The following is a 13,697-nucleotide window of genomic DNA, read 5'->3' as shown; positions in this document are numbered from 1 at the left end:
CGGCTCATGTCTAGAGTTTCCGCTCTGCCCTATCGTTCCGCCTCGAAGCCGCGTCGGCATCTTGCGCCCTTCGTATTGGCCTTGATGCTTGCCGGGGCGGGGCTGTCGGGCAATGCCCATGCAGCAGCCGACGAGGTGTATCATGTCGGGCCGCAAACCCGGATCAAGATTGCCATCGTCGAATGGATCGCCGCAACCGGCGAGTACAAGGAATGGACCGCGCTGAACGGCGAATATGTCGTGTCGCAATCGGGGTCGATCTCAATTCCGATGATCGGAGAGATGCAGGTCGGCGACAAGACGGTCGAGGATATCAGCGCCGATATCGGCGAAAGGCTGAAGCAGATCACCGGCCTGGCCATAGCGCCGACGGCCTCGGTCGAAGTCGTCAAGTATCCGATGATCTATGTGTCCGGCGCGGTGGAGAAGCCGAGCGAGCTGGAATTCAGGCCCGGCCTGACCGTGAAGCAGGCTATCGCCATGGCCGGCGGGCGCGAGCGCCGTTCCAGCCAGACAGGCGATTATTCGGAGGCGCAGCAGATCAGCTATGCCGGGGAGATCAGCCGCATGGAGCTCCAGCTGAAACAGCTCGGGGCCAGGCGCGCGCGCCTGACGGCCGAACTCAACGACCAGCCGGCGATCGCATTCCCGCCCGACGTCAAGGCCGCTCCCCAGGGGTCGGCCGTCTGGCAGATCATGACGAGCGAGGTCGACCTGTTCAATGCCAGAGGCCAGGCCCTGCAGCAGCAGCTTGCCGCCGCTGCCGATCTGGAAACGCTGCTGCGTAACGAAATCAATATTCTCGACGAGAAGATGACGTCGCAGGACGAGCAGGTGAAGATCGCGCAGGATGAATTGAGCGATATTTCAAAGCTGGTCGACACCAAGATCCTGACCACATCCCGCAAGACTTCGCTGGAGAGGATCGTCGCCGAAATGCAGGCCGGAAAGCTGGACCTTGTCGTTGCGTCGATGCAGGCAAAGCAGAAGCTGAGCGAGACCGAGCGCGACGCCCTCAATCTCAAGGGCCAGCGCAAGACGGAAGCCGGCCAGCAACTGCAGACCACCGAGACCGAAATCGAAGATACGAAGCTCAAGCGGAACACGACGCTGCAACTGCTGCAGATTTCCGGAGCCTCGCTTTCGCGGAGCCAGAGCATGAAGGCGCTCGACCTTCAGCCGCTCGAATACTGGATCACCCGAAACAGCAGTGAATCCAAGGCATCGGAGGCAACCGAGCTTCAGCCGGGAGATGTCCTCGATGTGCGCTACAACATTTCCGGAAGCCTGGACGGCACGACGCTCTCGTCGGCCGATGCCAGCCAATCCCAATAACGATAAGCGAGCCAAGGTGGGGCGACGAAAATGGCTATTCACGAGATCGGCAAAGGGTTGCGCGGTATTCCATCGGATACCAAGAACGGGGGGGAGAGCGAATATATTTCGTTTCGCGATGTGTGGCGCTTCTTGCAGCGCCATTGGTTGATCTTCACCCTGTTCACTGCGGCAGGCATCGGCGTCGGCGGCCTTTATATGGCGACGACGCAACCTGTTTATCTGGCGACCACGCGGCTCGTCATGGATCCCGACCAGGGGCGCATCGTCTCGCAGGATGCGTTCACCGGCACGGTCATCATCGAAGCCGCCGAAATCGCAAGCCAGGTGGAAATCGTCAAGTCGGAAGCGATCGCGCGCGCCGTGGTCGAGAAGCTCAACCTCACCGAGGATCCCGAAATCGTCGGTGGCATGTCGTGGCAGGCAGCCCTGCACGACAAACTCCGTGCGATCATCAGCCATTTCAGGCATGACGACCGCGACAGCGCCAAGACGGAGGTCCACGAGGACGACGTGATGCGCCGCACCATGGCCTCCTTCCTTTCCAGGGTTTCGGTCAATCGCGTCGGCCAGTCCTACATCCTCGAGATCGGATATAGCTCGGTCGACCCGTATAAGGCGGCGCAGGCCGCGAACGCGATTGCGCAGGCCTATATCAGCACGGGCCTGTCCGAGCGCGCCTCCGCAGCGCAGAGCGGCGCCAACTGGCTGGAAACGCGCCTGATCGAGGTAGGCCGGCAGGCCCGCGAGGCCGCCATGAATGTGGAGGAGTTCCGTGCCAAGAACGGTATCATGGAGATCAGCACGTCTTCCTCTCTCGATCAGCAGCAATTGTCGGAGATCAGTAGTCAGGCGGTTGCTGCAAAGGCGCAAACCGCAGCCGAATCCGCCAAGCTCGCGACCCTCAACCAGCTGATGGCAGGCGGCAAGGTCGAAGGCGACGTCGACGAGACCGTGAACAACACGCGCATCCAGAAGCTGCAGGAAGATCTCGGCGCCGCTACGATCAAGCTCAACAACCTCGCCGGCAGATATGATGCCGATAATCCCGCCATCGTCGCCGCGCAGCAGGAAATCGATCGGCTGAAGGGCGACATGCGCAAGGAGTTCGCGCGTATCCAGGCCGTCTACAAGTCGAATCTCGAAGTCGCCCAGACCCGCGAAAAGCTTCTCAGCGATGAACTGGCCTCGCTGAAGGAAGCCGGAACGGACAAGAACCTGGCACGCGTCGAGCTATCGGAGATGGAAAGCCGGGCCACCACCTATCGCAGAATGTACGAGAGTATTCTGCAGCAGCTCATCGGGGCGCTGCAAAAGGAGTCGTTCCCGCTCGGCAATGTCCGCGTCGTCACGGCCGCAGCGGTTCCGTTGGCGAAAACCTGGCCGAAATCCTCCTTCGTGCTGCCGTTCACGGCCATGCTTGGCCTTGCGGCCGGCGTTATGGCCGCCCTTCTGAGAGACGGCCTGGACCGCCGCGTCAGTTCCAGCGAAAAGCTGCGCCGGGAGCTGGGGATCAGTTCCCTGGGGCATGTTCCCGTCTATTCCAGCCCATCGTTTCTGCCCGGAAGGACGGCGGCGGCGAATGCCAGCTGGCGACGAACGATGCTGCCGCTGAGATCGGTGCTCGATACGCCCTATTCGCAGTTCTCCGAAGCCCTGCGCGGCGTCAAGCACTCCATCGACTCCGCGTTCCCGCCGAATGCGCCCATGGTGATCGGCATCACCTCGGTCGGCACCGGCGAGGGCAAGACCACGATCGCGACCAATCTCGCGCAGCTTTACCAGCACGAGGGCGCCTCCGTCGTCCTGATCGACGCCGACTTCCTCAATGCGAGGCTGAGCTGCGTGGTGACGGAGTCCGGCACTGAATTCGGCATGGAGGCTCTCAACATCAACGATGTGCCGCGCCGCTATGCCGTCGCTCATGAGAGTGGCGTTCTGGTGACGAAGGCCGATCAGGGGCCGGAGGCGGACATGATGCATGCCCATGGCGGCGTTCCGGTCGTCACGGTCGACGAGACCGAAAAATCCGTTGCGGCCTTTCAGCGTTACGGCCATTTGCCGGCGTTGAAGGCGGAGATCGACTTGCTGAGGCGGCAATACAAGGTCGTCATCGTCGACATGTCGGCGTTCGAAGATTCCGCCGATACGCGTGTCATCTGCACGTATCTCGAAGGGATCATCGTCGTCGTCGGGCAAACGAACAAGATGACCGTCGAGCGGTTGTCGGATGCGCTTGCAAGCTTCGGCACGTCGAGCATCAATATTCTCGGGATCATCGCCAATCGCAGCTATGAGAGGCGCCAGCGTCAGCAGAGCCGTTTTCTGCGCCGCAGATCGGAGAAGCAACAGGTGCGCGCCTCCGCGAGGCGCCTCACGGGCCGCACCGCCGGCCGGCCGCTGAAAATTGCGCTCGGTATCGCAAGCGCCGGCCGCCGCGACATTCTCTCCTCCATTCTCCCGCATATCGCCAGTCAGACCCGCAAGCCGGACGAGGTGGTCGTCTGCCTGTCCTCGCCCGAGGATATCGATCCGAGTTGCCTGCGAAATCTCGACTTCCCCGTGCGGGTGCTTGTCTCGGAGCGCGGCCTCTGCCGGCAGCGCAACCGGATTCTCGACAGCCTTCAGGATGCCGACATCGTTCTTTTCCTCGACGACGACTTTCTGATGACGCCGACCTATGTCGAGGAGGCGGAACGGCTGTTTCAGCTTCAGCCCGACGTCGCCATGTGCACGGGCACGGTACTGGCCGACGGCATCGCGGGACCCGGTATCTCCGTTCGTGATGGCTTACGTTTGGTCAATGTCAAGAAAGGCCGTAGATCGGAGCCCGCCATGCAGATACGGCCGATCTACAATGCCTATGGCTGCAACATGGCAATCCGCATGTCGATCGTCAAAGCCGCCCTTTTGCGGTTCGACGAAAACCTGCCCTTCTATGGTTGGCTCGAGGATGTCGATTTCAGCAGGCTGGTTGCCCATTACGGCCAGGTCGTCAGCGCCCGGCAGCTTGAAGGCGTTCACCTCGGCACGAAAGGCGGGCGCTCGGGCGGCCTTCGTCTCGGCTACTCGCAAATTGCAAACCCGCTCTATCTCATGCGCAAACGAACCATGAGCGTGCCGCAGGCCACGATGCAAATCGTCCGCAATCTCGCGGCCAATCTCGTCAAGGTCTGGCGGCCCGAGCCGTGGGTCGACCGCAAGGGGCGGCTCAAAGGCAACGTCATTGCGCTTCGCGATCTGCTCAAGGGCAGGCTGGCGCCCCAGAACATCGAAGCGTTGGAATAGTCCAGTGACGCGCCCATCCGGACTCGATCGTGTCGTCGTCATCAATGATCGCTCCGCGAAGATAGGAGGAGCATCGAATCTGGCGATTCTTTCGGCCTGCCTGCTGCAGAATGCAGGGATCGCCGTGACCTACTTTGCCGGCGATATCGCCGGCTCCGATCCGCCGACGTTCGAAACCATCAATCTGGAAGCGCAGCCGCTGATGCAGCAGGGCCGCCTGAACGCGTTCGCCGGCGGCCTCTACAATCGCCGCGCCTACACTTGCCTGAACGATCTTATTTCACGCGCCGACACGGAAGGCACCGTCTATCACGTCCATGGCTGGTCGAAGATCCTGTCGCCCTCGATCTTCCGCGCCCTGTGGCCGGTGCGCGACCGCGTCGTCCTGCACGCCCACGATTATTTCCTCTCCTGTCCCAATGGCGGTTTTGCCAATTATCGCAGGAACCACGTCTGCCCGCTGGCGCCGATGTCGATCGGCTGCCTGACGACAAATTGCGATAAGCGCGGCTATCATGAAAAAGTCTGGCGGTCGGCACGCCATCTGCTGCGGGAGCATTACTATCCCATCCGGCAGGTAGCGGCCAATATCGTCGTCGTCCACCAGCGCATGCTCGAATACTTCGCGCGGGGGCAGATCCAGCCGGCCAATATCGAAACGATCCGCAATCCGGTCGAGCCCTTTCTCAACCGTCCCTCCGATCCCTGGAAGAAGCGCGATTTCTTCTTCGTCGGCCGGCTCGAGCCGGAAAAGGGATTTGAAGATGCCGCGATCGCGGCGCGGCTCGCCGGCGTGAAGCTTTGCGTCATAGGCGATGGAGCCGGCCGGGCCCGCCTGGAGCGGGACTTTCCGGAAGTCGTCATTCACGGATGGAAGTCCAAGGAGGAGATGCGGGGCATTCTTGGCCAGGCGCGCGCGCTCGTCGTTTCGTCGCGGGTGCCCGAGCCCTTCGGATTGGCGGCGCTGGAGGCGGTGACGAGCGGCATACCCGTGATCTTGCCGGATACAGCGCTTCTGGGCGACGAGCTCGCAGCGCTCGGATGTGGACTGACCTTTCAAAGCGGCAAGGTGGAAACGCTGGCGAGCGGAATGCGCCGGCTTGCCGGCGACGACATGCTGCTTCGTTTGATGAGCATGAATTGCATCCGCCGGTCCAGCGATCTGGCGCACACGCCGGCCTCGTGGCTCGACGCCTTGCTGGATCTTTACGACGGCGTCTTGAAACGTGCGAATACGGTCGCGATCGATGCGGAAACGACCATGACCGGTGACTTTTCGGTCGCGGGTCGACTGATCGATGAGACGAGGTGAGGCTTGTGGTCAACCCGGCGTTCGGGGCCTACGCCAATGGGACTAGGCCGATGCCCGCAGGGTCAATTGTCAAGGATGAGGCCAGCTGGCAGCCTTTGCAGGAAGCATTCAAGTGGTGAGGGGTCTGAAATATGCTATCGACTTTTGACGACGTTGCCCACCGTGAGCGATCCCGCCGCGAGGTGAAGCGGGCGGAACGGCTGGGGCGTTCCAAACGTATTGTCGATCTCCTTCTATCCGGGGCGGGACTGTTGTTTCTGGCACCGGCTCTGCTGGCGATCGCGGTCGCGCTGCTCCTGGTCGACGGCCGTCCCATCATCTATCGCCATACCCGTATCGGCCGCGACGGGCGGCCCTTCCAATGCCTCAAGTTCCGCACGATGCGCAAGGATGCCGACCGGCAGCTGGCAGAGCTGCTTGCCCGCGACGAGACGCGCAGGCAGGAATGGCTGTCGACGCAGAAACTGATGAACGATCCGCGCGTGCACTGGCTCGGAAAATATCTGCGCATGAGCAGCGCCGACGAGCTGCCGCAGCTGCTGAACGTTCAGCGCGGCGATATGAGCCTTGTCGGCCCTCGTCCCGTCGTCGCCTCGGAGCTCGATCGCTACGGCTCCAACCTCTATTGCTATCTGGGACTGCGCCCGGGCATCACGGGCCTCTGGCAAGTCAACCGCTGTGCCGACACGACATATGAAGAGCGGGTTCAGTTCGATCTAGACTATTTCCACAGCCAGTCGCTCCGTGTCGATCTGTCCATTCTCGTCAAAACCGTCGGCGTCGTGCTGCTTGCGCGCAATGAGAAAGAACGTCTCACCAAATGAAGAACGCGGCTACAGCAATCCATACGACAAGACAGAAGATCACCAATATCCAGCGAAGCAGATATTTCCGGCTCGATCTGCCCGCCTGTCCGGAGGCGCTGCGATCATGGTTATCGTCTTTCATGAGCGGCTCTGCTTGGTGTTTCATGACGATTGCCGGCAAGCTCCTCTTCCACTACCGAGAATTTCGATCCGACCCTGGCGTTCAACGCAAACATCTTCGTGCAATAAAATCGCATGGTTCCGGCTTGTCCAGTCGGCAGGCAGCGCTTCATTGCACGGAATCATGTCCTGAATGGGAACGCTATGCTTTTTATCTGGTGCAAGGCTGGAAGCCGGCATCCGCAACTATGCTCGCATCCGCCGCTATTCCAAGAGCCAGGAACGCACATTTCTGTCTGCGCCGGACAAGAGCGGTTCCGCGTTTCAAGGAAATGCCGGACCACTCTATCGTTTTGCTTCTACGCGATTGCCGACGGAAAGTCGCTGCGTACGTTTCCCGGAACTGCCTTAGCATGATGGTGCGCTGATGGACAGCCTTCCGCTTCACCCCAAACGTGCCGGCCGGACCGGCCTGAGACACTGGCTGCGCGCTCGCATGCCCTCGATTGTCGGCGACGGGGCTTCCACGCTCGTTTCGAAGATCGTCTCACAGGTCGTGCAGCTCCTGATATTTCTCGTCGCCGCGCGCGTTCTGGAATCCGCCGAGTTCGGTCTCTACGCTTTCAGCTCCGCCATCGTGGTCATGCTGGTCGTGATCGCGGAAGGCGGGTGGGGCGAATTCGTCATGAAGGCCGAATGTACCGACCGCGAGCTCGACCAGATCGGTACGGTTTCGATCATCGCCGGCGTGCTCGTGACCATCGCCGGCCTGCTCGCGGCGGCCGCCGCCTGGCTCCTCTTCCGGCGGACGCACGAAGCGCTGCTTCTGATTCTCTTCAGCTGCTGGTTTCTGCCATCGTCTCTTTATGCGGTTTATGACGGATTACTGGTTGCTCGCGGCCTTCTGCGCAAACAGGCCGCCATCCGGATAGCGAGCGAGGTGGCGGGGCTTTGCGTGACCCTGCTCGGACTATGGCTCGGCTGGAACGTATTCTCGCTCGTGGCCGGAAGGCTCGTGTCGCAACTCGTCTGCCTCGGCGCCTCCGCAATCGTACTCGGCTGGTTTCCCACTCCATACCTGACCTGGCCCTTTGCGCGCGAGGTTCTGGAATTTTCGCGCCACATCCTGTCGAACCGGCTGATCCTCTTTCTGCGTTCCTATTCGGGCACGTTGGCGATCGGCAGTTTTCTCGGTCTTGCGGAGGCCGGCTACTATCGTGTTGCAGAGCGTATCATCGCCGCCTTTTCCGAGCTCATCGGCGAGCCGGCGCGCATGCTTGCATGGACGTTGTTCCGGCGTGCGGCCATGGTGGTCGGCTCCGACGGAAGGTCGGTTCGGAACGCCGGCCCCTCGGCGACCGTTTTCATGACGGTTCTCATGGGGATTTCCACGCCGATCTATCTCGGTCTCTCACTGATTTCATCCGATCTGATCGACATCGTCCTTGGCGACAAATGGGCGCCGGCGGCCATCCTTGTGGCGATCCTGTCCATGAAGCAGGTCCTCCTGACGCCAGGTTACGTGACCGAGGCGCTCCTGTCCCTGTCAGGCAATATCAGGCGCATGCCTCCCACCCTCCTGCTCAATGCGCTGGTTTCGGTTGCGCTTATCCTGGTCATGGCGCCTTTCGGTGTCGCGGCGGCGGCGTGGGGCCAGTGTGCGGCGTCGCTGATCTCGTTCCTGACCTCGATGCATCTGCAGCAAAATTACGGCGGCCTCGGCTGGGGGCAGGTCATGCGCAAGAGCGGCTATGTTGCGGTCGCAATCGTGCTTATGGCCGGAGCCGTTTATGGACTCGGCCATTTCGCCGAAACGCTCAACATGCGGCGTGTGCCGGCCGTCCTGCTGCAGGTCATTTCGGGAGGAGCGATCTACTTCTGCACGCTTCTCGCTCTTGAGAAGATGATGGGAGATACGGCCGCGATTCTGTCGATCAGACGATGACGGCAGCGGCCGGCGCATAATGGAGCGGCTCCCGTGTTTCACGGAATCGCTCTATCTCTTTGTTTTTACGCGATTCCGGACGGAGAACCGGTGGGCGCTTTTCCTGGAATTGCTTTAGGGGGATGCAAGGATGATAGCTTCGTTGTGGTCGGGGTCGCTTTGGTCAAATCATGCGCGCTCGGTTTTAAAGGGTGCGGCGCAAACCGCCGCTCACGGATTTTCGCCTTTGCGTCTGGTAAGAGGCCGGCTGACCTACCTCTCCCCCTTTCCACGACGCTTCACCGGCGCCTATACGTCCTATGACGCCGCCATGGCTGCCGCTCGCAGGCGGACGATGGCCGGCTACGATCATGAGGAGATCGCCAGCGTTGCCTTTGCCAAAATGTGTCAGGTGACGCCGTGGGATTATCCAGTCCTGTTCTGGCTTCGCAGCCTTCTGCCCGAGATCGCGGGACTCGTCGATGCGGGTGGCCATATGGGAACGAAATATCGCGCCTTTCGTCCATTGCTGCAGCTGGACGCGTCCTTCCGCTGGACGGTGTACGATCTGCCGGCCATCGTTCGCGCCGGGCAGGGCCTGGCTGAAAAGGAAGGTTTGACGGGGCTGCACTTTATCGAACGGATCGAGGATGCAGGCGCGACGCCGCTCTTCCTCGGGTCTGGGCTGATGCAGTATCTCGATATGCCGCTGTCCGCTCTCCTGACGCGCCTGCCGAGCCTGCCGCCGCATCTGATCCTCAACAAGGTCGCGCTCCGCAAGGGCGAAGGCGTCGTCACGCTCGAACGGATCGGCAGATCATACGTGCCCTACCAGATGCGCAACGAGGCCGAATTCATCGGCGACATCGCAAGGCTCGGCTATATCCAGGTCGATCGCTGGTCTATTCCTTCCCTGTCGCACGCGATCGACACCCATCCCGAACTCGGCCGTAGCGAGAGCGCCGGCTTCTATTTCCGGCGCGGCTAGACCTGGTGCAGGGATAGGCCAGGCTCGCTCCTGCGCGGCGTGTGCGACCGCAGGGCGGCATGTCGCTGCTTGAGGTGATCGGCAAGCCGGATCGACAGGGTAAGCAGCATCAACGTCGGATTGGCGTGGCCCGGTGTCGGAAAGACGGAACTGCCGGCAACGAACAGGCCATCGGTGCCGTGGACCATCGCATTGGTATCGACGACGCTTGTTCGCGGATCGGTTCCCATCCGTGTAGTGCATGACGGGTGAGCCATATCCATGAACAGGGCACCGGCAACCTCGTCCACGTCGATCCAGTTCGATAGCCGCGGTTTCGGCAGGCCGACGCGCGTGAATTCGTCTGCGATCGTGCGTGCGAGCCGCTTGACGCTGTCTATTTCGCGTGTGCCGATCTTCCAGTCGACGCGCGGCAACGGTTGACCGAGCCGGTCGCGTTGCCCGGTCAGGGTGATGCGGCTTGCGGAATTGAGCTGCTGTTCGGCCATGACGTCGAAACGCAGTTCGGTCGAGCGATGCGGAAGTCCGCGCTTACGTATCAGGCGGTTATACAGCCCCGACGTAATCATGTCCGTCGATTTGGCAACCGCCAGCAGATCCGTCGTGAACGTTCCGTTTGCCCCTTTCGTCAGGCGCTTGAGCGCTGCCCAGGGATCGTCCGGAGCGTGGATCTGAACGGGATAGGCGGCGCAATTGGTAAGACCTTCCCTTGCCTGGATTTTCGGGCTTAAAGACAGTCCCCTGAGATAGAAGTGCGTCCGCCCGCCATGGCTCAGGCCATAGAAATTGAAGTGCCGGGCAATGGCATCGATGTCGCCTCCGGTAAAGCGGCAAAGCGATGTCCGGGGATGGTCACAGAGATAGCGTCCCACAACGTCGTGCCCGTTGCCGATGCCCGCCGGCAGCACGGAATTCGATGCCAGCAGGAGCCGGGCGTTTTCGACGCCGCCGCCGCACAGGACGATCGTACTTGCATGGACGGTCGCGCCGCGGCCGTCTGGGCTCTTCACATCCAGCGAGGTTACTGTCCGGCCCTCTCCGTCGACATTGATCCGCGTGACGGTTGCATGGGTCAGGAATTCTACGTTTCCGGCCGTGATATCGAGCGCAAGTCGGGAAAAGCGCGTCGGCTCGGCGCGTGGATGGCGCATGTGACTGAACTGCCAGAAGAAAGGCTGCAGCAGCTGCCTGTCCAGTCCGAGATCGTCCGGGGGCGAATGCAACTGCCGGAACAGGCTCTCGTCGTAAAGATTGGGGCCGAGGTTGAGCAGCTTCCCGGCGCGGTCGAGGGCCGGCAGCAATTGCGCGCGCTCGATCGGCCAGCCGGAAAGCGGCAGCCAGGGGCGGTTGCGGAAATCGATGTCGTCGAAGGCGGCGCATTTGCCGATCCAGGTATGGCTGCTGCCGCCAAGCATGCGGTTTCGCAGCTCGAATGCAGGGATGTCGTTCAGCCACGCCAAGGCGCCAGTGTAGCCTCGTCCTTCGGGCACGGCGGCCGCCGAAGCGAAAGGCTCGCCGATATTTTCGACAGAGTTCAATGCTTGCGTCTCGGCCTCGTAGTCCCGGCCGCCGCTTTCGATGACAAGGACACGGATCCGGGTATCGGCAAGCTCGCGCGCAATCGCGATTCCTGCCGGCCCGCCGCCGATAATCGCGATATCGGCAAGCATTTCAATACGATCCGGCATCGATCTCAGGTCGTGGTTCATCATGGTCGTTTTCCATCCGCTTTTCTGCTTTTTTACCAGCATCGCGTGCGCGCGGATAATTGTTCGATTGGCATAGGCGGGCGCGATATCTACCGATTTCGGATAGGTGCTGTGATCGTTCCGATATTGTTTTCAGTCGGATGGCCATGCTGAAAATCGCGCGTTCACACGTTAGGCTCCTACGCAAATGCCGCGTTTCCTGGGGAGCGAAGAGTATGGCTAAAGTGGGGTTACGGGAGTGGTTGGCGCTCGCGCCGGTGTTTGCCTCTGGAAAGCTGGCGCGATACAGCGACGAGACCGGCGGTCCGCTAGGGCGCTTTGAGGCGGATTTCTGCGTCAAGTTCGGCGTGCGGCATGCACTGACCATGAGCAGCGGAACGGGGGCGCTGGTTTCGGCGCTGGTCGCCGCCGGCGTCGGGCCAGGTGACGAGGTGCTGGTGCCGGCCTATACCTGGATCGCAACCGCCGCCGCTCCGCTGGCGGCCGGCGCCGTGCCCGTTCTCGTCGACATCGACGATACGCTCACCATGGATCCGCAGGATATACTGCGCAAGATCACTCCGCAGACCAGGGCGATCATTCCTGTCCATATGTCCAACATGGTATGCGACATGGACAGCATCATGCGCATCGCGCGCGAAAATAATCTGGTGGTCATCGAGGACGCCTGTCAGGCCGTCGGATTGCGCTACAAGACCAAGCGGGTCGGCACGATAGGTGATTTGGGCGCATTCAGCTTCAATCAATTCAAGAACATAAATTGTGGCGAGGGCGGCGCGGTCGTGACCAATGACGCGCGCCTGTTCGCGCGCGCCCGGATGTATCACGATATCGGCTCCATGTTTCGCGGGCACCTCGACAATGCCAACGAACCGCCCATGCTGGGAGTGAATTTCAAGGCGAGCCAGATCCAGGGCGCGATGCTGAACGTGCAGCTGAAGAAGCTCGACCCGATGATCGCCCGCATGCGCGAGCGCTACGATGTGATAAGCGAAATCTTCTCCAAGAACACGCGGCTCATGGTGGGGCCTCACAACGATGTCGCCAACGCCGCCGGCCTTCACGTTATTTTCGAGACGTCGGAAGAGGCCAAGAGATTTGCCGAGGAAAACAAGCGCGGCGTCTATCGGCTCTTCGATTCCAGTCGTCACGTCTACACGAACTGGCAGCCGATCCTGCAGCAGCGCACCGGCCATCCGGCGATGAATCCGTTTCACTGGACGGATCGGAAGATCGACTACACGCCGGAACTCTGTGCGCAAACGCTCGATATCCTGAAGCGCAGCTGCCGCATCAGCCTTGGGGAGAATTACCCCGTAACGCTGGTGGCTCATATTGCCCGGCGAATGTCGCGGCAAGCCAAATCCAAACCCGCCAGTCTTTTCTATGCCACCATCTAGCACGGAGACGATCGGCCCGGACCTCATCGATGTCTGGAGCTGGAAGCTGGATATGCCGGTGCCTGATTTCGGCACGTCCATGACCTTGCTGTCCGTCGACGAACGCGCCCGGGCGGAATGTTTCGTCCATGAGCGCGACAGGCAGCGCTTTGTTGCGGCGCGGAGCGGGATGCGCCTGATATTGGGGCGCTATCTTGGGCTTTTGCCGCAATCGATCCGTTTCGACTACGGCGCCAACGGCAAGCCTGCCGTCCCGGCATGCGGCAGCTCCTCCATCCGCTTCAATCTCAGCCATAGCGCCGATCTTGCGGTGCTCGCCGTTTCCGATCGCTACGAGCTCGGCGTCGACATCGAGGAGATACGTTTCCTGAAGGAAGACATTGCAAAGCGGTTCTTCTCCGGCCGGGAATACCGGACCCTTCGCTCCATGCCGGCGGAAGCCTATCTTGACGGCTTCTATCGTTGCTGGACGCACAAGGAGGCGTTTGTGAAGGCTCACGGCGCGGGCCTGTCGCTGCCGCTGGACAGCTTCGACATGATCTTCGACAGGCAGCGCGAATCACGGCTGGAAAGACTGGAAGGCGATCCCGACGCGCCCGGAAACTGGGTCGTCCTGGAGCTTGCAACACCGGTCAACTTCGCCGGCACTGTGGTCGCCTCCACCCGGGGGCATCGGGTTTGCCTGCGGTATCGCGACGAGGACATTGGAGCAATTCCAGGAAAAGTGCGCGGCGGTTTTCCGTCCGGGATTGCGTAAAAACAAAGGGCTGGAGCGGCTCATCGATCCCGTGAAACGGGGAACCGCTCTTGACCAA

General features: G+C 61.1%; 9 protein-coding genes. 8 read left to right on the top strand and 1 reads right to left on the bottom strand.

What is annotated here, in order from left to right:
• The first annotated feature begins 6 nt into the window (after window positions 1–6).
• The 6 genes from ACJJVH_RS33210 (at window position 7) to ACJJVH_RS33185 (ending at window position 9,773) form a co-directional block, all read left to right on the top strand.
• On the top strand, window positions 7–1,335 hold the full coding sequence (locus ACJJVH_RS33210) for a polysaccharide biosynthesis/export family protein (RefSeq protein WP_112794674.1): 1,329 nt from the start codon (window positions 7–9) through the stop codon (window positions 1,333–1,335).
• A 30-nt stretch (window positions 1,336–1,365) separates the two neighbouring features.
• Entirely contained in the window at window positions 1,366–4,623 is a 3,258-nt protein-coding gene (locus tag ACJJVH_RS33205) for a Wzz/FepE/Etk N-terminal domain-containing protein (RefSeq protein ID WP_412066569.1), read from the top strand.
• 4 nt (window positions 4,624–4,627) lie between these two features.
• Window positions 4,628–5,935, top strand: a complete 1,308-nt coding sequence (locus tag ACJJVH_RS33200; protein WP_113404605.1) for a glycosyltransferase family 4 protein — start codon at window positions 4,628–4,630, stop codon at window positions 5,933–5,935.
• Between the two features lie 131 nt (window positions 5,936–6,066).
• Window positions 6,067–6,759 carry a sugar transferase gene (locus ACJJVH_RS33195; RefSeq protein ID WP_112794676.1) on the top strand — a complete coding sequence of 231 codons (693 nt, stop codon included), beginning with the start codon at window positions 6,067–6,069 and terminating at the stop codon, window positions 6,757–6,759.
• 529 nt (window positions 6,760–7,288) lie between these two features.
• Window positions 7,289–8,806 carry an oligosaccharide flippase family protein gene (locus tag ACJJVH_RS33190; protein WP_412066568.1) on the top strand — a complete coding sequence of 506 codons (1,518 nt, stop codon included), beginning with the start codon at window positions 7,289–7,291 and terminating at the stop codon, window positions 8,804–8,806.
• Between the two features lie 226 nt (window positions 8,807–9,032).
• Window positions 9,033–9,773: a methyltransferase, TIGR04325 family gene (locus tag ACJJVH_RS33185; RefSeq protein ID WP_412066567.1), complete on the top strand. Its 741-nt coding sequence runs from the start codon at window positions 9,033–9,035 to the stop codon at window positions 9,771–9,773.
• Here the strand turns inward: ACJJVH_RS33185 and ACJJVH_RS33180 are convergent.
• Window positions 9,770–11,485 carry an FAD-dependent oxidoreductase gene (locus ACJJVH_RS33180; protein ID WP_412066566.1) on the bottom strand — a complete coding sequence of 572 codons (1,716 nt, stop codon included), beginning with the start codon at window positions 11,483–11,485 and terminating at the stop codon, window positions 9,770–9,772. The two genes, ACJJVH_RS33185 and ACJJVH_RS33180, sit on opposite strands and share 4 nt — an antisense overlap.
• A 212-nt stretch (window positions 11,486–11,697) precedes the next feature.
• On the opposite strand from ACJJVH_RS33180, the gene ACJJVH_RS33175 reads away from it, so the two are divergent.
• Together ACJJVH_RS33175 and ACJJVH_RS33170 are read left to right on the top strand one after the other, a co-directional pair.
• Window positions 11,698–12,882 (top strand): DegT/DnrJ/EryC1/StrS family aminotransferase, encoded by a 1,185-nt coding sequence (locus ACJJVH_RS33175; RefSeq protein ID WP_112794679.1) that lies wholly within the window; start codon window positions 11,698–11,700, stop codon window positions 12,880–12,882.
• Window positions 12,869–13,639: a 4'-phosphopantetheinyl transferase family protein gene (locus ACJJVH_RS33170; RefSeq protein ID WP_412066565.1), complete on the top strand. Its 771-nt coding sequence runs from the start codon at window positions 12,869–12,871 to the stop codon at window positions 13,637–13,639. The genes ACJJVH_RS33175 and ACJJVH_RS33170 overlap by 14 nt, the downstream gene beginning before the upstream one ends.
• Window positions 13,640–13,697 lie beyond the last annotated feature (58 nt).

Origin of the sequence: Rhizobium sp. SYY.PMSO (assembly GCF_046840415.1) — a bacterium.
GTDB lineage: Bacteria > Pseudomonadota > Alphaproteobacteria > Rhizobiales > Rhizobiaceae > Rhizobium.
This window is presented reverse-complemented; position numbering and strand designations above follow the sequence as displayed.